The organism is Nostoc sp., assembly GCF_036917535.1.
Taxonomy (GTDB): Bacteria; Cyanobacteriota; Cyanobacteriia; order Cyanobacteriales; family Nostocaceae; genus Nostoc.
Window position 1 is genome coordinate 17,142 of record NZ_JBALDA010000074.1, and the last position, 20,125, is coordinate 37,266.

The window sequence follows — 20,125 nt, forward strand, 5'->3', positions numbered from 1 at the left end:
GGCAAATTCACCAAAAGTAGCCCGCCGTAAACATCGCCAACTTATGATTTTTTGACTATAGTATTTATTTATACTAGTGAATGTTGAGAATGCAAAGCAAACCAGCATAGAAAAGTTTTTAATTCAGGATTATCAAAAACAGTTATTTAAATGTAACAACGGAAACAAAAATGTCAACATATTTATCTCAAGTCTGGCAACTGCTGAGAAATTATGTGAGGGGTACAAGGTTACAAGAGATGCCAAAGACCATATCGCTAGAAACTGAAGCAGTTTTACCTATAGAAAAAAATATTAAAAAACCAGACAAAAGCGTTAAATTGGCTCAAAATAATTTGCAGGAATATTTATACTCTCCAAGACTGCAAAAAAGCTTAGAAAAATGGACAATACCAAAAAGCGGTTTGACTTCTCAGATAGACGATCAGACATTGAGAACTTTACCCCCTGAGTTTTGCTTTAGAGTATGCGATCGCCAGATGCATGAAGAAATTTATGATTTATTGGGCAATGCTGCCCTGAAACCTGAAACAGTCAACCAACTAATGGAATTGGTTGTGACTAGTCAAAAAAATCGCCCAGAATTGCTTTTTTGGCGGCTAGAAGATTTTTATCGTCGCTGGTGTCAGGGGGAATTTATCGATGAGACACCAGATGATAACCTGCCTCAGAAAACAAAGTTAAAGCTAGCGGCACAAAATATTGCGATCGGGTTGAGACAGGTAGACATATATACAGGACAGAACGTACTGATTTTATTATTAGAGTTACACCGCTACGCCCAAGGGCAAGATGAACTTAAACAAAAAATTACCTTCTATCCATCTGCCCAACCGGACATAGACAATTTTTTCACATCCCAACTGCTGCGGATTATCAATTATTGCGATGCCCTGGAAATTGGCAACTTTAGCAGTATAGTTGGACAATTCCTTAAAGGCGGTAACTTTCGCAATGCTTACCTCGGCGATGCCAACCTTACAGGGGCAGATTTTAGTGGTGCTGACCTCAGTCAAGCTTATCTCGGCGATGCCAACTTAACTGGCGTAAACTTCAGCGGTGCTAACCTTAGCGGTGCCAACCTCGGCGATGCCAACCTCAGCGGTGCCAACCTCACTGGTGCCAACCTTAGCTGTGCCGACCTCAGTAGCACCAACCTCAGCGGTGCTAACCTTAGCTGTGCCAACCTTAGCCGCGCCGACCTCAACCGCGCCGACCTTAGCAATACCAACCTTAGTCGTGCCGACCTTAGCCGCGCCGATCTCAACCGCGCCGACCTTAGCAGCACTAACCTTAGCCATGCTGACCTAAGTAACGCCATCCTTTTCGGTGCAAATCTGAGTGAAGCCAATCTTAGTAGCGTCAGCCTTAGCCATGCCGACCTTTGCCGCGCCGACCTCAGTGGTGCTGATTTGAGTCACGCCATCCTTAACGGTACTAACCTCAGTGACACAATTCTTTTCAGTACCAACCTCAGCAATGCTATTCTTGCTGCCGCAGACCTCAGCTATGCCAAACTTAACGGTGCCAAACTTAACAATGCCAGACTTAACGGTGCAATGTTCTTAGGTGCCGACCTCAGCGGTGTAGACCTGAGTCGGGTGATTCTCAACGAAGCTGACCTCAGCGGCGTGATTCTCAACGACGCCGACCTCAGTGGTGCTGACCTCACTGACGCCATCCTCTTTGGCACAGACTTCAGCTATGCCAACCTTAACAGTGCTAACCTCAGTGGCAGTAACCTTAGTGGTGCTATCCTCAACGGTGCGGATCTCAGTCATAGCAACCTCAGTTACGCCATTCTGGGTGGTGCAGACCTTAGCGACGCCAATCTAGAAGAGATGATTTGGGGTAAAAAACAGCAGTGGGAAGGTGTGCGGGGATTAGAAACAGCAGTTAATGTACCGGAGGCGTTGAAGGAAGAACTAGGACTGAATTAAGATGAGGCAGATGAGGAGAAAGGTAAAACCCAAGCTTGATGCGATCGTCTTTTCTCTTCCTCCGTGTCCTCTGCACCTCTGTGGTAGCCTACGGCAAGCCGCTGCGCGTCTACGTCATTCTTCCCACACCCTTCAACCCCAAATTTTACACTAAACTCTAAATAATCAGTAATTATACGAGTCCCGGTGAATGAACAAGCGTTTATCGCAAACCTAGCAGAAGTTTCAGCAATCCTTCTCAATAGAAGAGAGTCTGAACACCACAGTTGAGACTGGCAAGGCAGTTTTGGAAGCCGCTGAACACCTAAAAGCGTGGACACAATACGAAGAAACAGAAGACGGAAGACAACTAGTTATTCTCGAAGGCGAAATGAATTGGCAAATTTATGATTTGCTGGGTTTTGGCAGACTCACACCAGAAATTGTGGAATATTTGATGGGGTTGCTGACTAAAAAACAAGATTTCCCTTGGGAGCAATTGTTTAAACGCTTAGAAAATTTTTACTATAACTGGTGTAAGGGGAAGTTTATTGATTCTGCGAAACAGACTTTGCCTCAGAAAAAACTACAACAGTTGCAACAGTATGGGATTCAAGGGCTAGGTCAGCGTGAAGTGGATATTTATACTAGGTTGAATGTGATGATTTTGCTTTTGGTGTTGCACCGTTATGCTAAAGGGCGAGATGATCTCAAACAAGAAATTGTTTTCTATCCGTCTGGTCAAACTGGTGCAGACAATTTTGAAGAATACCAATTAACTCGTGTCATCAATTACAGTGATTGCTTTCAGCTTGGAACTTTTAATAGTGTAGTTGGGCAATTCCTTAGCGACGCTAACCTTAGCGGCGCAGACCTCAAAGGTGCAAACCTCAGTGGTACAAACCTCAGCTACGCAAATCTCAGTGGCGCATACTTTGGCCTCGCAAACCTCAGTGGTACAAACCTCAGCTACGCAAACCTCAGTGACGCATATTTTGGCGGCGCCAGCCTCTATGGTGCAAATCTCAGCTACGCAAGCCTCAGTGCTACAAGCCTCTATGGTGCAAACCTCAGCTACGCAAGCCTCAGTGCTACAAGCCTCTATGGTGCAAATCTCAGCTACGCAAGCCTCAGCGGCGCAAATCTCAGCGGCGCAAATCTTTTCTTCGCAGTTTTTGACGAAGCAAACCTCAGCAGTGCAAACTTCAGAGGCGCAGACCTTGGCGAAGCAAACCTCAGAGGCGCAAATCTCAGCCGCGCAAATCTTATCTTCTTAGACCTTAGCTACGTAAATCTCAGCAGCGCAGACCTCAGTGGCGCAAATCTCAAAGGTGCAAATCTCAGCCGCGCAAATCTCAAAGGCGCAAATCTCAAAGGTGCAAACCTTAGTGGTGCTGACCTCTGGGGCGCAAACCTCAGCCGCGCAAATCTCAGCCAGAAGAGTTGGGGAGATATGGACTGGGATGAAAATACAAACTGGGAAAATGTGGAAGGACTTGATACAGCAGTGAATGTGCCAGAAGCCTTAAAGAAACAGTTGCGGCGGAGTTAAGAAGAGGTGGAAGCAAAGGAGGCTTTCCCTACTTGACTTTTTTCACATCACTCTATATTGTCACCAATAAACGTTATCAGCAAAGAAAGTCACCATCAGAGCAGAAAGCCCCCGGATGAATCCAAGGGCTGCGATAATTTTGGTTGCGATCGCCTACAGTCGTTACGCGATCGCAATCTGTGGTAAATGCACTCTAAAATACTTAATTAATTACGGTGATTATTGCTGTAGTGAACCCTTGTACCTGCCCACAGCAACTTCTCCCGTAGCGTCTGATAGTAGGAATTGTTTTCGCGCAAAATAATAAATTTAGCCCGACACTCTGCCATCCGCACATCAACACGGTGTCCGGGCCAAATCGAAGTCCCCAACACGCCATCTGTCCACAGCTTAGTACTTAAATCGTAATCCCCCAAAGGCCAAATACTTACCACAGAACCAGGGGGTAAAACGAGGGGACGACTAGAAAGGCTCATTGCACAAATGGGAGTGATGGTAAGCGCCTCCATACCATCATGCATAATTGGGCCATTAGCAGAAACGGTATAACCTGTAGAACCTGTGGGAGTAGAAATAATCAACCCATCCCCGACGTATTGATCGACTACCTCACCATCGATTTCCATTTCCAGAATTGAGGTGATCATTCGGTCAGCGGAGGCAGGTTTGACACAAAATTCATTCAAAGCCAGGTAACGTTCGCTCACTGGTTCCAAATTAGACCCATGACCCTCATACACCGCAGCTTGTAACATCATCCGTCGTTGGATAGCATAGCGATCCTCAAACAGCCGATCCCAAACTTTCTCTGTATCCTGAAACTCTTCCACTGACTCAGTTAAAAACCCCAGATGACCTCCCACATTCACTCCCAGAATTGGGATACCAGCTGGGGCTAAATGTCTGGCACCAGTTAAAACAGTACCATCGCCACCGAGTACCAAAGCGAGATCGATTGGTTGACCCGCCGAAGCCAAAAAGACTGGATAAGGGTTGTCTTTCGGTCCGCTAGGCCCCATCAACACCTGGCACTCGCGACTTTCTAGTTGTTTCGCACAAATTTCTGCCCATTGTTTACTCCGGGCATCTCGCGCTTTATAAGCAATGATTACCTGCTTGAGTTGCACGCACAATTACCACTTCAGGAGATTAAACTGCTCCATATCGACGGTATCGCGGTTGCGATAAATGGCCAGCACGATCGCTAAACCCACCGCCGCCTCGGCTGCGGCCACGGTAATCACAAATACTGTGAAAACCTGACCCTTAATTAATGTTGAGTCGAGGAAGTTGGAAAATGCCATTAAATTCAGATTAACAGCATTGAGCAGTAATTCAATTGACATCAGCACCCGCACAGCGTTGCGGCTGGTAATTAAACCGTAGATACCGATACAGAATAAAGCTGCTGCTAGTAATAAGAAGTACTGAAGTTGCATTAATCTAAGTATTCCTCCTCAAAAATCTGGCTGTTTATCTGTGACTCAGGTCGCAAATCTTACTCTTTTGTTTCACTGGTTGTTGATACTAGTTCTCTAGGGCGTTCTTGCAAAGTCAAAACAGTTTGCCCCAGTTGGGATGGTGTCAATAGGTCTGGCAAATACTCGCGGCGTGCCAAAATAATTGCTCCTACCATTGCTATAAGCAGCAAAATGGAAGCTAGTTCAAAAGGCAGTAAAAAGTCAGTGAAAAAATGTTCTCCAATTAAAACTATAGAACTTTTACCACCAGCCACAGAAGCAGTTGAGTAGGCCCAAGGAGTAGCCAGCACCATCGTACTTAAAAGACCAAACAATCCTACACTGACTACACCCGTAAGTGCTTTCCGCACCCAAGAGTTGGGAAATGCTACAAAATTCTGCCGCTTGTTCACCAACATAATGGCAAACAAAATCAGCACGTTAACCGCCCCAACGTAAATTAGTATTTGTGCAGCTGCAACAAAATCAGCATTTAACAACAGGTAGATTCCCGCTATGCTGATGAACACGCCCCCCAGCATAAAGGCAGAATAGACGATGTTGGAGAACAGCACCACACCAATGGCCGCCCCAATCATCATCACGCCCAATATGCCAAGCGATACAAGCTGTACTCCTTCTGCTAGATTCACTGTTTTTTGTCCTTAATCATTGGTCATTAGTCATTGGTGAGCCAGTGCGGTCTTGGGGGTTTCCCCCATGAGCAACTGGCGTTAGCGCAGCGCTAGCGACGCAGGAGCGTCACCCGAAGGGTCATTAGTCATTGGTCATTGGTCAAATAACAAAGGACAAATGACATTTATTTTTCTGTTTGTTCTACCAGGTTTTCTGGACGCGCACCTGCACGCGGGGCATCTGCGGGCAATCCATGTGGTTCGAGGACGCCGTTGGGTAGGTAAACTAGTTCGCGCAGTGGTGTAACCATTGAATCATCTGTTACCTTATAGGGCAGACGACCTAGCGCTACGCTGTCGTAGTTCAATTCATGGCGATCGTAAGTGGAAAGCTCATACTCTTCTGTCATAGATAGACAGTTAGTTGGGCAAAATTCCACACAATTACCGCAAAAGATACAAACTCCAAAGTCAATGCTGTAGTGGTTGAGTTTTTTCTTTTTGCTGGCTTTGTCGAATTCCCAATCTACTACAGGTAGGTTAATTGGACAAACGCGAACGCAAACTTCGCAAGCGATGCACTTATCAAATTCAAAGTGAATCTTACCGCGAAACCGTTCGCCAGGAATTAGTTTCTCGTAAGGGTACTGTACAGTAATTGGACGCCGCCGCATGTGGTCGAAGGTGACAGAAAGTCCCTGACCAATGTAACGCGCGGCTTGTACCGTTTCTTTGGCGTAATCACCAACTTGTTTTAGGAACTTTAGCATTGTGTTTCACTCTCTCTTTTCAAGCTATCAGCCTTATTTGTCCCTTGTCCTTTGTCCTTTCTTACAAAGTTGAGGCAGTCTGTTAGCGGGGTTCCTCCGCTTAAAGGAACTGCCGTCTGATGCCTGCGGCGGGCTGCGGCAACGGATAGCGCAGCGTTAGCGAGTCCGCAAGCGTCGGAAACCTCCGCTCAACGCCAGTTCGCCCAAGTCGGGAAACCCTGACTGTGCGACTGGCTCGACTTTGCGCTTTGTCTTTCGTCATTAATCATTTGTGTATGCTAATGACTAATAACTAACCACCAAAAGCGAAGGGAAAGGCTAGTTTCAAGGCGGCGGTTAATAGCAGATTAACTAAACCAACTGGCAACAAAAACTTCCATCCTAAATCTAACAGTTGGTCAATCCGTACCCGTGGCACTGTCCAGCGCAACAGGATGGCGACAAACACTAATAAATAGGCTTTGAACACGGTCATGGTAATACCTAAAGCCGCAGTTACTATCTGGAACACGGGATTTACTTCACTGACTCCCAGCCAACCAGCGATGAGGTTGAGGGGAAGAGGAAAGTCCCAACCGCCCAGGTAGAGAATCGCTACTAGTAAGGAAGAAAGGATTAAGTTAACGTAGGAACCCAGGTAGAACAGACCGAATTTCATACCTGAGTATTCAGTCTGATAGCCGGCGACGATTTCTTCTTCCGCTTCCGGTAAGTCAAAGGGTAATCGTTCGCATTCAGCGAGGGCGGCTATCCAAAAGATCACAAAACCGATTGGTTGTCGCCAAATGTTCCAGCCCAGAATACCGTAGCCAGACTGTTGATTGACAATATCAACGGTGTCGAGGCTGTTAGACATCATAGCGATCGCTAACACCGCCAGCGCCAAAGGAATTTCATAACTAATAGATTGCGCTGCTGCCCGCAAGCCTCCTAAGAGGGAATATTTGTTATTAGATGCATAGCCAGCCATCAGCAAGCCAATGGGTTGAATGCTTGACAAGGCAATCCACAAGAATACGCCCATGCCCACATTGCCAATTACGATATTCTGTCCAAAGGGCACAATCAGGAACGACAGAAACACCGGAATTACAACAATAATCGGGCCAAGGGTAAACAGCCAAGGGTCAGACTTGGCTGGTACAATATCTTCTTTAAATACTAGCTTCAGACCATCTGCTACAGGTACCAGCAACCCAAAAGGCCCTTGGTACTCTGGCCCAATTCGCTGCTGTGCGGAGGCAGAAATTTTCCGTTCTAGCCAAGTAGCAACCAATACTCCTACTGTCGCCCCAATCAGCATCAGTATCATTGGCAGCGGCATCCAAATCGCTTTGGCTGTTCCTGCTGGTATACCTAAATCCCGGAGGGATTCAATAAAAGTTCCTTGGAGGTCAATTCCTGAGTTCATGTTTGGTGCTCTTTAAGACATCGAGTCATGGTGAGTTACAACTATTAGTTAAATTAATACCTGTAAATTCACTCATTTTTAATTTTTACTGTGATGACGCCCGATTGAAGATTTGTTGCCAATTCCCATGCCTAGTATATCGTTGGATGGTTTGAGCACCCTGAAGCGAGATGAGAACTTCTACTTATGGTTGGCATTGAAATTGGCTATTGAGGAGACGGGGAATGAGGGGAGATGGGGACGCGGGGACAAGAGAGGAAGTCAAAAGCTAAAAGGCAAAAGTAAAAAAAGAATCTTTTGACTTTTGACTTTTGACTTTTGACTTTTTAATGCCCAATGCCCATTTACCGTCGGTCAATGGGAGTATAAGTAACTTCGTGATGACCGTTGTAAACCTGTGTAGGACGGAAAATCCGGTTTTCTGCTAGTTGTTCTTTCCAGTGGGCTAGCCAACCGGCAACGCGGGCGATCGCAAATATTGGCGTAAACAAATCTGTGGGAATTCCCATCTTTCTGTACACCAAACCGGAATAAAAGTCAATATTGGGATAAATCCCCTTGCTACCAAGTTTTTCCTCTACCACTCGTTCCATTTCTTGAGCAATGTCATAGAACTTGTCATGCCCAAACTTCTCAAACAATAGCTCTGCAAGTCCTTGCAAAATTGTGGCTCGTGGGTCTTTCACTTTATACACACGATGTCCAAAGCCCATAATCTTAGATTTACTTTGCAGACAGTCCTCTATGTAGGGACGGACATTTTCCACAGAGCCAATTTTTTCTAACATCTGAATTACTTCTTCATTGGCTCCACCATGCAGAGGCCCGCCCAAGGTTCCCACAGCACTAGCAACCACAGCGTAAGGATCGGTCAAGGTGGAAGCTGTCACCCTGGCACTGAAAGTGGAAGCATTCATTGTATGCTCGACCTGAAGTATCAAGCAGATATCAAAAATCCGCGCCATCAGGGGATCGGGTTCTTGCTCATTGAGCATGTATAAAAAGTTAGCGGAGTAGTCTAAGTCATCACGGGGACGTACCGGATCGTTGCCTTTTCGCATCAGTTGGAACGCCGCCACCATTGTGGGAATGGTTGCTATCAGGCGCACTACTGAATCTCGAATATAGACAGGATTATGTAAATCGCGGAGCGAATAAAACAAGCCTAAAGCAGCAGCGGAGGCTTGCAAGGCATCCATTGGATGACCGCTTTCTGGAAAGCATTTCATCATGTCCCGAATGCGGTATTTTATCCGCCGATGGTAACGAACTTCATGTTCAAATGTTTCCAGTTCTTCTTTGCTTGGAAGTTCGCCCCAGATTAAGAGATAAGCAGTTTCTAGGAATGTACTTTTTTCTGCTAGTTCTTCAATCCTAATGCCACGATATTCTAGTATTCCCTTTTGCCCATCAACATAGCTAATACTTGATTGAGCGGCGGGAATGCCTTCTAAACCAGGCTTGTATTCACACACCATCATGGCAACACCATTTGCTTGTTGAAATATTTGCTGGAGCTAACTTACCAGAAATTTATTGTCGCCATAACAGTAGTCGTTCTAACAACAATCGAAAATGTTGAAAAACTGTTATAGCAGGTACTTGGGTGGTGTCAACCAAAACATCTGACTACGACCCAGAGCAGAACCTGTTTCTGGTAGTTTTATCCCAATCATACCTGCTTTTTTCAAGACGAAGCTTGCTTTGACTTCCGAGAACTCTGAGCGGCGGCTTCCGCCGATCAGAAGTTCGGTACCCCACAGGAGAATTTCTGCCCATCTGGTCAAATCAGGTTCGTGTCCAACGAGCGCCAGTTGGATATTTTGGGAATAATTTCTCGGTTCTAACCAGTCTTTTAGCCAACTAGAAATTTGACCATCGTGGGCGAGGTGGCTAGATTCCTCTAACTGGGAGCTTAGTTTTTCTGCTATCAGGATTTCAGCCGTTTGGCGGGCACGCACTAAGGGACTGGTGAGAATTAAATCAAAGTTTAAACCTAATTTAACAAGTTTCTGAGCAACTTTTTCGGTTTTTTGCCTTCCTTCTTTGGTAAGGCTGCGCTCCTCATCTTTGATGCCTAATTCCTTGTCTTCGGCAATGCCATGACGAATTAAATATAGTTCCATATTTTTAATATTATTAGCGTAGCGGGGTATAGCCTGTACTGAATTAGGAGTTAAGTCTGGTGTGACTTCATCTATCCTAATCTTAATCATTATTACGTATTCGTCGATCTGCCATCTGTCCTTTACAGTAAGGTGTTAGACATTCTAAGTATTATGGATATGGCAATAGGTTTAAACCTTGAATAAATCTGTAATCGCGTTGGTTTTTTGTGATAAACGGGTAATTTCCCACTATTGCTGTAGCTGCAATAAGACTATCAGGAATGACTAAACCATGACTAAACCGATAAGACCGCAACAAATCAACTGCTGTGTCAGATACAGCCTGGTCAATCTTAATAATGTAAAACTGTTTGAGGAAATTTTCTAGTATTTGTAGCTCTGCTTTGTTAGCACAACCAACCATTAGTTCCATTTGTGTGATTATGCTAATTGCTATGCCAGAACTAGCTTTCAGATTTTGCAAACACTTTACTGCTTTGAGAACACCGCGACCTGTATCAATTAGAATATCAGTATCAATGATAGTTGAGTTAGTCATGTGACTTTGACCACTGATTTTCTCGAACACCACGTACCCAAATAGTACTATCAGTTAAATCTTGGCGCTCGCTCCACATGCCAATAAAGTTATCATTTATCGAGTCAAAATCTGGTGACTGGAAGGCAGGTTCAACTAGTGGATATGTTTTTTGCGATTTTACCAAAGCATCATTCACTACAGAATTCAAAAACTCGCGCGAGGCACTAATTATTAATGACTCCTTTTGATCCTCAGGTGTCCATTCGTCCAACAATTCACCAACCAAATTATCAAACTCTAGCACATTTCCACAATATGGAGTTCCAATGTATCCGTGAGCAAAACTATTCCAAGCTTCAAAACAAAACTGAGCAAAGTCAAATTGAAAAATTGATAATTCTCCCAAAGAGTACATGTGCTTCAGTAAGCCTATAACTGGGAAATATTCAATAGGAATCGATACATCAACTGCTCGCTTTCTTAACGCTCCTTCAAAAGTACTCCATAGCAAAAGAAAGGCTGCTTTAAAGGCTTGTTCAATTTCATCATTCTCAATCAGCCTATGAGCTTCGTGAAAACGATCAGCTAAATCTTGCCATGAAGGAAGTTCTTCGGATGTTCCAGGCAAGGATTTGGCTTGTATGTCTTCAAGTGTTAGCAATAAAAAACGCCAGCCTGGATGTTTACTCACTTCCTCTGCTAAAGCCTGTAAACGATCAACTGACATTCGGCTGAGGCTGGTTTTTACATTAATTACCAAACCTGAGCCGTCTTTAATAGCAATTATATCTGGCTGGTAGTTACCAAAATCGAATGGTAATTCATCTATTTTAGGTTCAATGAAAACACGAAATCCTTTGCTTTCGTACTTCTCGGCCAGAGATTTTACTTTTTCATCATATAGAGTTTTAGTATTGTTAATCATAAGTATTTTTCCAGTGGTTGAGATTCACTCACTTTTACATAAACACACTCTTTACCTGTAATGATAGCGCGCTGTAATAAGGAAGGTAGATTTATAATCTCAATCGGGTCAGATATAAATCGACGATGACTATCTACATCTGATACTAAACTATCATCTTCAAAAACTAAGTTGACAAGTGCATCCTGAATTGGCTTGATAATGTTATCGATGTCAGCCGGAAACTCATCACAAAGATAAACTAGCGTCAGTTGTAGATCGCCGTCTTTAATGGGACTGTTATCTTTCCAAACCTTTTGGGCTTCAACGCGCACAAAACTCTTCCATGCCTGAAGATTTTCTCTTTTCTTTGTCTGTAACGAAACAGGTCGTCTGGGAATGAGAAATTCAAAAGGTATTATTCGCATTCCAAGTACATATCTTGATAAAAAGTTTTCAAGCTTACAGCAATTTTCATAGATGACTCCTTCTCATATTGAGCATATCTACACTTATACAAAAATTCTACATGGTTATTCGTCAACGTTAGGATAAAAGTCTAAACAGCAAGTCTAAACTCCAGTATTTAATATTAGGTACGAACTAAATTCTCAATCAGTTCAACCTCTGTGAAAAGATCAAAATTCCCGACTTTTGAGAAGAAACGTCGGGAATTTTGATCGCGAATGACTTAGGGATACTATCTGAACAAACACTTTGACTGCTGCATGAGTTAGGAGTTCTTTGCGTCTCCTTGATATCTCTACTCCGACTGAATCGGGTTGTCTCTGGGATTAACCAATCTCAACAGTTTTTGCTTAATTTGAGTGTCGAATACTTCCCATTTCATTTTCGCATAAGCGGAATTTTCGTTGCTGCCAGATAAGAAGCCCATCGGAATTTCAAAGCCACCTGCGCTTGTTCTTCCACCGCCGAAAAAGCGCCCTGTGCTATCTTGCCCAAAAGCTTCTTTGATGAATTCATCAGGGTCAAGGGTAAGTTTGCTAGTTCTCAGGGAGCCAATGACTATTTCTAGTTCTTCGTCTTCATCGTGAACAATGCCGTAAACTACGGCGGTGTGAACGTTTTCTTCAGTGACAAGAAAATCAGCCGCTTGGGGGATGGCGTCACGGTCTTCATAGCGTAAGTAACCAACACCAGCGATGGAAAAGTTATTTTGGACGATGCGATTTTTTAGCGATCGCTCGATCACATCCATTACCCGCTTGGAACGGTTCGCCTGTAAAATCGCATTCAGCAGTTGGGCGTCATAAAATCGGCTTAAATACGCTGCTGCCATAAAATCTTCTTCTTGCGCTTGCATGAGCCGATCTGTATCTGATCGCAAGCCATGCATTAAGGCAGTAGCGCATTTAACGTGTTGATTTATGCTGCTATCTAATGCTAATAATCCCGTTTGCAGGTATTGAGTAAAAATTGTTGCTGTCGCTCTTACATAAGGACGGATATCCTCAAACTCTGATTGCAGATCGCCTTGGATGCTGTGATGATCGACGAGTACCACTAGGGGTATTCCAGCCTGCTGTACCGTTGACAGTAGTTGTGAAGTGGTTCCCTGATTATCAATTAAGACAAAACCTTGATAAGATGACAAATCTTTTGTTTTTAAGGTTTGTGTTGTCCAGCGTTGGATAGGTAAATTAGTCAGCCTTACCAAGGCAATATTTTCTTGATGGCTCAATGCGCCAGCATAAATGATTTCACACTTGATATCATATTGCTGGGCAATTAACTGATAAGCCCAGGCGCAGGAAAGGGCATCAGGGTCAGGAAAATCTTGCAGAATGACCAGTTGGCGATCATGACGGTGTGCCAGAAGGGTTCTTTGCAGTTCTTCTGACTTTTGTTGTGCCAGAGAATTACCACGCTGACTCAGATATATAGCTCCTTCACCTACCGATGGCGGTAATGAGGGAGTTTTAAATGAAACTTCCACTGGCGCTTTTTCTATTTCAGGTTCCTCTGGGTTTGGCTCTGTGGTCGATGACAAACTCTCAAACTGAGTAACGGGAGAATTAAAGTACATAGGGAACTTTTTTAAAGTGTGAGGCTCCTTTAATTCAGAAATACTACGAGCAGCAATTCACTGAATTTAGCCACATTATTATGATCTTCGCAAAAATCTTAAGACATTGCACTATACATCTAAGTATACTTCTTGTCAGTAACAGCGCTTAACAATCAACTAACTTCTACTAAAGGGCATACAGTAAAGAAGTTTAGAATATCGGGCTGTATCTGGCAGGATAAATATGCTTTAGGAGTTTTGTTCTCTTTCGTAAATTGAATCGGGGTGATTTTTATCTAACTTAGGGTCTACTCTCTATTTTATACTTTAGGATTAGTCCTTGATATTTGAAATATTTTTATGCTTAATATTCTCATTATTGTGACTATTGAGCAATTAACACTTATTTTTGATGAACAACGTGTGTTTCGTATCCCCTTTGAGAATTCTGAGAATTTAGAGTAAAGTCCAATGGAAAAGGCAAAAGACAGGGAGAATAAACAGCAAAGGGGAAACTCCATATACATACAACAAATTTGAAAGCTTGATAGTTGATACAATTGCCTTCGTTGCAAGCCATATAGCTACCAATTTTTTAACACTCCATAACTACTAAAAGTTATTGGCTGTGTCTTAAAGAAAGAGGGTATTTCTTCTTTTACCTTTGCTCCTCTAATTTTTTGCTCAAAGACCTATAACATACTTTTGCCATTCTGTATGTAGTCCACTCTTAAGATGTTTGCTGACCTCGAAATAAAGACTACTATAAGGTTGGCGTGGGGGATGACGTAAAGGCATGTGAGCTTCGTGAGGAGTCCGACTGCCTTTTTTGACATTGCAACGGACACAAGCGGTAACAATATTCTCCCAAGTATCGCCCCCACCGCGCGATCGCGGTATTACATGGTCTAGTGTCAACTCATCCCCTATATAACCACAGTATTGACAGGCATGACCATCACGGTGCAATATATTTCGGCGAGTTAGAGGGATTTCTTTATAAGGAACGCGTACATAATGACGCAACCGGATCACGGTCGGCAACGGGAAATCCGTGTACAGAAATTTACCGTTGTGTTCCACGCGTTCTGCTTTACCCTTGATTAAAAGAACTACAGCACGACGCCAACTCGTTATATTGAGAGGTTCGTAAGAGGCATTTAAGACTAAAACCTTCCCCATTATTTGCGCTCAGGGTATGAGTTTTACAATATATTAACACAAATACACCCTGCTAAGGAGATGAGAAGAAATTATACTTGGGAGAGAATTTGGAAATTAAGTTATAAGTTATGAGATAAAATTTATAACTAAAATAAATAGCTTACGTAGACTGACACAATCGCGCAGTGTCTCGTAAAGAAGAACGGACTAACTCCTAACTTCTCACTCATAACTTCTACAGGACTTACGCAAAAATAACGTAATTTCGTCATTACGAGTGATAGCGTTCGCGGAGCGTCTCGTAGAGAAGTAATCCCCCTGACGCTCTTATTGCTTCCCTACACTCCGTTTCGGTCGCAATTACAATATCGGCGTTGCGTAAGTCCTATTCTACTTTAGCGCCGCAACATCTTGTATCAGTTCCAATCTGAAGGTTAAACTTCCTATTTAATCTGATCTCGCTTTTAGGAGCGTGTATAGATAGATAACTTGAAAGTTTAGCCGTGGTGGGATAGGAGTCAGTACAAATGTTAAGTCGCAAACAAATCCCTGGTGTAGTTTCTAATCAGCAGTGCGACACCTACGCGTGGTTTTCGCAACGAGCTTGGGTTGAAATTGATTTAGAGGCGTTGTCGTACAATGTAAAGCAATTGGTGCAGTTTTTATCGCCGCGTACCCAGTTGATGGCAGTAGTAAAAGCTGATGCCTATGGACATGGAGCCGTAACAGTCGCTCAAATTGCCATCCAATCGGGAGCTAGTTGGTTAGGAGTGGCTACAGTTCCAGAAGCTATTCAATTGCGAGAAGGCGGGATTCAAGCGCCCATTTTGATTTTAGGGGCAACTCATACACTAGAGCAGATTCATGCGATCGCCCAATGGAAACTTCAGCCCACACTCTGTAGCCCTAAACAAGCTTTAGTATTTTCTGATACCCTAGAATCGATGAATCATGGTTCTCCAGTGCCCGTACACATTAAATTAGACACGGGAATGTCGAGGTTGGGAACTAATTGGCAGCAAGCTGGCGAATTTGTGCAATTAGTGCAGCGATTACCACATCTTGACATTGCCAGTATTTATTCTCATTTGGCGACAGCAGACGATTCCAATACCACGGCAATGGAAGAACAGCATAAACGATTTGAGGAGGCGATCGCTCAAATCAAAGCAATGGGAATTCAAGTACCCTGTTTGCACTTGGCAAACTCAGCCGCCACACTCACAGATTCATCATTGCACTACGACATGGTGCGTGTAGGTTTAGCTGTTTACGGACTATATCCAGCACCGCATTTACAAAATGCGATCAACCTCAAGCCTGTTTTGGAACTTAAGGCACGAGTTACCCAAGTCAAAACAATTGCTGCAGGAACTGCTGTTAGCTACGGACATCAATTTATTGCCCCGCGCGAACTTCGCCTCGCCGTCGTGGGAATTGGCTATGCTGACGGTGTTCCTCGCAGTCTTTCCAACAAAATGCAGGCGTTAATTCGCGGTCAGCGCGTGTCGCAAATCGGGACAATTACAATGGATCAGTTGATGCTGGATGTAAGTGCCATACCTAATATCCAAGAAGGGGAAGTAGTCACCTTATTAGGGAAACAGGGAAAAGAACAAATTTCAGCAGACGATTGGGCAAAACAATTAAACACTATTTCTTGGGAAATTCTTTGTGGATTCAAGCATCGTCTGCCTCGTGTTGCAGTTATGTAATTGGGCATGGGGCAAAATAGTTCCGAGTTTCGAGTTCCTTGGCTTAGAGTAAAGAAGTGAGATTCCCCACTCAGCACTCAGCACGGGCTAAATGCCCCGCTTCCGCTAACAGCACTCAGCACTCCTGAAGGGCATTGGGCATTGGAAGAAGACTTACTACAACTTTTGCTCTGCTTTGTTATTGTCCACTTCCTATTCCCTATTCTCTATTCCCAAAAATAATTTCTTATGGTAATATAGTAGACTGATGCGGATGTGGCGGAATTGGCAGACGCGCTAGATTTAGGTTCTAGTTCCGAGAGGAGTGAAGGTTCAAGTCCTTTCATCCGCACTTGTAATTATCAAAAACTGCATGAGTCAATAGGCTCATCTGTGCTTACGCTGCATAAGGATGTTTATTAGCACTTTTATACTGCTGATAAATATGGAGAAATACTATATTACTTAGGTTGTCTACATCACGCTCATCATAGGCATCTAGAGGTAAACCTGTGTCTTCGCTGTACAAGTAATTATAAATAAAACTCTTAATTGTGGCTCTTGTAGCCGATGATATCGGGTCGTTTGGAATAGAGAGAACCTTTAATAGACAATTCTCGCACTATTAGGAAATGATTATTTTCTGGGTTTTGAAAGTCAATCACTTTCAGGCGAGGATTGATGGTTTCACCTTCTGAGTTTTTGTAGGGTTTTTCTAGGATACCTTCGCGAATGAGTTGGCATTTTTTCTGGTTGATGGTGATTAATTGATCTGAGATGTTGTAGCTGGTGAATTGGGCGATCGCATCCTCGTATACTTGATTTGGATGATCAGGGTTAAATTTTTCCAGTGCTTGGCGCAAGTAGCGTGTAAAAACAACTTCCCGTTTATCCTTGCGTCCTAGTGTGCCGTTAATCCCGAACGTTTCCTTTTTGTATGCGTAAACCGAGTACCATTTCAGGGTTTGTTCAAAGAAATTAGCGGGAGTTTGTTGCACTAGGCGGTCTTCAGAATATTCGGCACTCATGGGCATGATAAATGATAAATGAATCTAATGACAATACCTTCGCCAATTTACGAAGGTTCAACGGCTGTAGAAACATTGTGAATACGACCGAGAGAGGTAAGTTTGGCAAAAATGGTTCAATTGCCGCATCGTTGTAACGTTGATCTGCGGTAACAAGCATTGTAAGAGTTATAGGATATCGAACATGGGCGAATTGTAGCTTCTGAGTTGTCGTTGTGGAAGACAATAACTCTACTACAGATCGCCCTCTCTCTTCATACTCTTTTTTTGGCTAAGGTATTGTGTAATTGCACGGATTTCCTCTATAATTTCTGTGCGTTTAAAGAACAAATTGCTTTCTTTTACGTAATGTTACTTAAAATTTAACCGAGAAACTCCTTGGAGAGTTTTCGGGTAATTATTCACTCCCCCCTTGCAAAATTGTCGAAACTCTTGATTTTTCTTTGAGCAGTAGGGGGGAGTGTGAACGGTTGCATTTTTGGAGAGGCTCTTAAGTGCTAAATGAAAATCTATCCCAATACTACTCGGTTAAGCCTCTTTTGGGCATTATAGACTAGGATATTTCAAAGGTTTGAGCCTACTTTCTTTCCTTAACCGAGCAGTATTGGAATCTATCCTATACTCTAACCACAGTTAAACTATGAAGATCGCAAAGTTTCCGAGATTCATTCAACCCTTGGTAAGTATTCCAATGGTAGGGCTGACTACTTTCTCGATTATTTGTTTACTGCACGACTCGGCATTAGCAGGCCCAGATACCTCAAGCCCCTGGGCGATTGTTCAAAGTACTTATTCCTGGGCACGTTGGGCACCTGCTCCCTATCTGCGCTGGGATTTCTATTACGATCTTGACAATCGCGTGCAATTAGTTGCCGATCCAACAACTAAAAGTGCCGTTTACTTCTTGAAGTCAGATGGTAGTGTCGGCTATCGCAACGTTGACCAAAATATCAACAAAACCTTCCCCGGTATCACTGCCAAGCAAATCGCAGTCGGCAAATCTGGTACCTTATGGGCGATTACCACTGATGGGCGCTGGGCACGTTGGGCAGATGCTCCCTATCTGCGCTGGGATATCTATGATGACCTTGACAATCGTGTGCAATTAGTTGGTGATCCTTTGTCCGAGGGTGGAATTTATTTCCGCAAGTCGGACGGTAGTGTCGGCTTCCGCAACGTTGACCAAGGTGTCAATAAGACTTTCCCTGGTATTACTGCCAAACAAATCGCAGTCGGCAAATCTGGTACCTTATGGGCGATTACCACTGATGGGCGCTGGGCACGTTGGGCACCTGATCCCTATTTGCGCTGGGATATCTATAACGATCTTGACAATCGCGTGCAGTTAGTTGGCGACCCTCAATCCGAAGGCGGAGTCTACTTCCGCAAGGAAGATGGCACTGTTGGCTATCGCAACGTCGATCAAAATATTAACAAAACCTACCTTGGTATTGGCAACACCACCGATCTGACGGTTTCTGACCCCGAGTAATAAAATTCATTCCTTCCTCTACTTCATCCAACCTTAGAGGGTGTTTGAAAAGTCGAAGAGATGCTGTAAAAGCTCTTTCAGTATATGCTGTGAATAGATAATAGACAGCATATACTGAGAGAGTAACATGAGTAAAGGGGTAAATATAGCATAGCTGACACCAGGGAGAAGATAGGCTAAAAGTATTACTGTATAAGCTTTTTAACTATCGCTTTTTGCCCATCTTCCGCACTTGCAAACGTATTACAAATAATACAAAAATAGTTACTAAGAATATTCGGAAGAGTCATGGATGAATTATATAAATATGGATTGAATAGTCTATTTATAGAAGTTGTATTATCAGTTATAAACAACCATCAGAAATTATGACAAATTATAAAAATCAGCGATCGCAGCTGTCAATTATTTAGAGGCAGTTTCAGGCTGTGGCTGGGCTTCGTCATTGAATGCAGTACTGCACTATGAGCGTTGGTTTGCTTTCAAACAGGCGATCGCAGTTGCCACAATAAAGCAACAACGTTACACGCATTTAAATTAACTTACAAGACTTAATATTAAAACCGATAATTAATGCTTTAATTCATCTAAATCTGAGGTGATGAGTTTTTCAATTAGTTCGATAACACCATCCCCCCGACTACCATTAGTCACAAAATCCACGCGCTCTTTGAGCATCGGTAAAGCATTGGCAACTGCTACTGAATAACTACAAAAACTCAGGAAATCACAGTCATTTTCTGCATCGCCAATCCCAACTACATTTTCAGATGATAACTGCATCTGGGTCAAAACGGCGGCTAACCCTGTGGCTTTATTAATTCCTGACGGTAGCACCATTACCGCAGCTTTGTTCAATATGACTTGTAATTCTAATCCCAAGTGGCGGATAGTTTCTAAAACTGTAGTTTCATGAGGATGCCATGTAGCAACAATTACACGACCAACTGACAGGGGTTTGACTTGGCGATCGCGCAATGCGTTAATAAATTCTGCTGATGGTTGCGAACCTAATAGTTTCTCCTGATGGGTAGCTGGTGAGTACAACAAAGCGCCGTTTTCTGCTACTACATAATCAAATAAATCTACTTCTAGAAAAACTTGCAGCAATTCATCTAGCTGTCTACCTGTCACCAAGATGAGTTTGTAACCAGAACTTCGCAGACGTGAAAGTGCTGCCAAAGTATTTTCATTTACATGATTATCAGTTGCTAGTGTACCGTCGTAATCAGTAGCCAATACAGAATAACGCATAATGTTACTCAATTTTTGTTATTGGGTTGTCATTGTATTGTATTGCTTACCAATGGCAGGTTTTTATTGTGGATTCATAAGTTTTGATTGACTTTTGGTTATATCTAACCTGTTCCATAAATTCAGGTATATAGGAATCCGGTTTGATTCCTGAATTTACTTGC

18 protein-coding genes and 1 tRNA gene are annotated in these 20,125 nt (G+C 43.3%); 5 read left to right on the plus strand and 14 right to left on the minus strand.

Translation table 11 applies throughout. From position 1 onward, the window contains the following. The first annotated feature begins 170 nt into the window (after positions 1-170). Positions 171-1,940 (plus strand): pentapeptide repeat-containing protein, encoded by a 1,770-nt coding sequence (locus V7K56_RS23540; RefSeq protein ID WP_334914130.1) that lies wholly within the window; start codon positions 171-173, stop codon positions 1,938-1,940. Positions 1,941-2,226: 286 nt separating this feature from the next. Then, positions 2,227-3,471 carry a pentapeptide repeat-containing protein gene (locus V7K56_RS23545; protein WP_334914132.1) on the plus strand — a complete coding sequence of 415 codons (1,245 nt, stop codon included), beginning with the start codon at positions 2,227-2,229 and terminating at the stop codon, positions 3,469-3,471. Positions 3,472-3,677: 206 nt separating this feature from the next. Here the strand turns inward: V7K56_RS23545 and V7K56_RS23550 are convergent, their stop codons facing one another. From V7K56_RS23550 to V7K56_RS23605, 12 genes are all read right to left on the minus strand, one after another. Further along, positions 3,678-4,598: an NAD(+) kinase gene (locus V7K56_RS23550; RefSeq protein ID WP_334914134.1), complete on the minus strand. Its 921-nt coding sequence runs from the start codon at positions 4,596-4,598 to the stop codon at positions 3,678-3,680. Positions 4,599-4,604: 6 nt separating this feature from the next. After that, on the minus strand, positions 4,605-4,910 hold the full coding sequence (gene nuoK / locus V7K56_RS23555; RefSeq protein WP_006199065.1) for an NADH-quinone oxidoreductase subunit NuoK: 306 nt from the start codon (positions 4,908-4,910) through the stop codon (positions 4,605-4,607). A 59-nt stretch (positions 4,911-4,969) separates the two neighbouring features. After that, positions 4,970-5,584 (minus strand): NADH-quinone oxidoreductase subunit J, encoded by a 615-nt coding sequence (locus tag V7K56_RS23560; protein WP_334914136.1) that lies wholly within the window; start codon positions 5,582-5,584, stop codon positions 4,970-4,972. A 167-nt stretch (positions 5,585-5,751) separates the two neighbouring features. Beyond that, the gene (gene ndhI, locus V7K56_RS23565; protein ID WP_334914138.1) at positions 5,752-6,336 is read right to left on the minus strand and encodes an NAD(P)H-quinone oxidoreductase subunit I; all 585 of its coding nucleotides are present in this window, start codon (positions 6,334-6,336) and stop codon (positions 5,752-5,754) included. A 292-nt stretch (positions 6,337-6,628) separates the two neighbouring features. Next, the gene (gene nuoH, locus V7K56_RS23570; RefSeq protein WP_334914140.1) at positions 6,629-7,747 is read right to left on the minus strand and encodes an NADH-quinone oxidoreductase subunit NuoH; all 1,119 of its coding nucleotides are present in this window, start codon (positions 7,745-7,747) and stop codon (positions 6,629-6,631) included. Positions 7,748-8,091: 344 nt separating this feature from the next. Next, the gene (locus V7K56_RS23575; RefSeq protein WP_334914142.1) at positions 8,092-9,228 is read right to left on the minus strand and encodes a citrate synthase; all 1,137 of its coding nucleotides are present in this window, start codon (positions 9,226-9,228) and stop codon (positions 8,092-8,094) included. 108 nt (positions 9,229-9,336) lie between these two features. Next, positions 9,337-9,873 carry a phosphohistidine phosphatase SixA gene (sixA, locus tag V7K56_RS23580; protein ID WP_334914220.1) on the minus strand — a complete coding sequence of 179 codons (537 nt, stop codon included), beginning with the start codon at positions 9,871-9,873 and terminating at the stop codon, positions 9,337-9,339. 151 nt (positions 9,874-10,024) lie between these two features. Further along, complete coding sequence (locus tag V7K56_RS23585; RefSeq protein WP_334914144.1) at positions 10,025-10,414, minus strand: type II toxin-antitoxin system VapC family toxin; 390 nt, start codon at positions 10,412-10,414, stop codon at positions 10,025-10,027. Next, positions 10,407-11,321 (minus strand): hypothetical protein, encoded by a 915-nt coding sequence (locus tag V7K56_RS23590; RefSeq protein WP_334914146.1) that lies wholly within the window; start codon positions 11,319-11,321, stop codon positions 10,407-10,409. Before V7K56_RS23590 ends, V7K56_RS23585 begins: the two co-directional genes overlap by 8 nt. Next, positions 11,318-11,728: a RusA family crossover junction endodeoxyribonuclease gene (locus V7K56_RS23595; protein ID WP_334914148.1), complete on the minus strand. Its 411-nt coding sequence runs from the start codon at positions 11,726-11,728 to the stop codon at positions 11,318-11,320. Before V7K56_RS23595 ends, V7K56_RS23590 begins: the two co-directional genes overlap by 4 nt. Positions 11,729-12,063: 335 nt before the next feature. After that, a complete protein-coding gene (locus tag V7K56_RS23600; protein ID WP_334914150.1) occupies positions 12,064-13,347 on the minus strand; it encodes a DHH family phosphoesterase in 1,284 nt (427 codons plus the stop codon). Between the two features lie 666 nt (positions 13,348-14,013). Beyond that, positions 14,014-14,511, minus strand: a complete 498-nt coding sequence (locus tag V7K56_RS23605; RefSeq protein WP_334914152.1) for an HNH endonuclease — start codon at positions 14,509-14,511, stop codon at positions 14,014-14,016. 509 nt (positions 14,512-15,020) lie between these two features. Between V7K56_RS23605 and alr the strand changes: the two genes are divergently transcribed. Together alr and V7K56_RS23615 are read left to right on the plus strand one after the other, a co-directional pair. Then, positions 15,021-16,208, plus strand: a complete 1,188-nt coding sequence (gene alr, locus V7K56_RS23610) for an alanine racemase (protein WP_334914154.1) — start codon at positions 15,021-15,023, stop codon at positions 16,206-16,208. A 249-nt stretch (positions 16,209-16,457) separates the two neighbouring features. Beyond that, positions 16,458-16,539: transfer RNA gene (locus V7K56_RS23615), tRNA-Leu, on the plus strand. Positions 16,540-16,735: 196 nt separating this feature from the next. Here V7K56_RS23615 and V7K56_RS23620 read toward each other — a convergent pair. After that, positions 16,736-17,215, minus strand: coding sequence for a type I restriction endonuclease (locus tag V7K56_RS23620; protein WP_334914156.1), 480 nt, complete (start codon positions 17,213-17,215; stop codon positions 16,736-16,738). A 640-nt stretch (positions 17,216-17,855) separates the two neighbouring features. Here V7K56_RS23620 and V7K56_RS23625 point away from each other — a divergent pair. Continuing rightward, complete coding sequence (locus V7K56_RS23625) at positions 17,856-18,707, plus strand: hypothetical protein (protein ID WP_334914158.1); 852 nt, start codon at positions 17,856-17,858, stop codon at positions 18,705-18,707. Positions 18,708-19,277: 570 nt separating this feature from the next. On the opposite strand, the gene V7K56_RS23630 is transcribed toward V7K56_RS23625, so the two are convergent. Beyond that, a complete protein-coding gene (locus tag V7K56_RS23630) occupies positions 19,278-19,961 on the minus strand; it encodes an HAD family hydrolase (RefSeq protein ID WP_334914160.1) in 684 nt (227 codons plus the stop codon). Between the last annotated feature and the right edge of the window lie 164 nt (positions 19,962-20,125).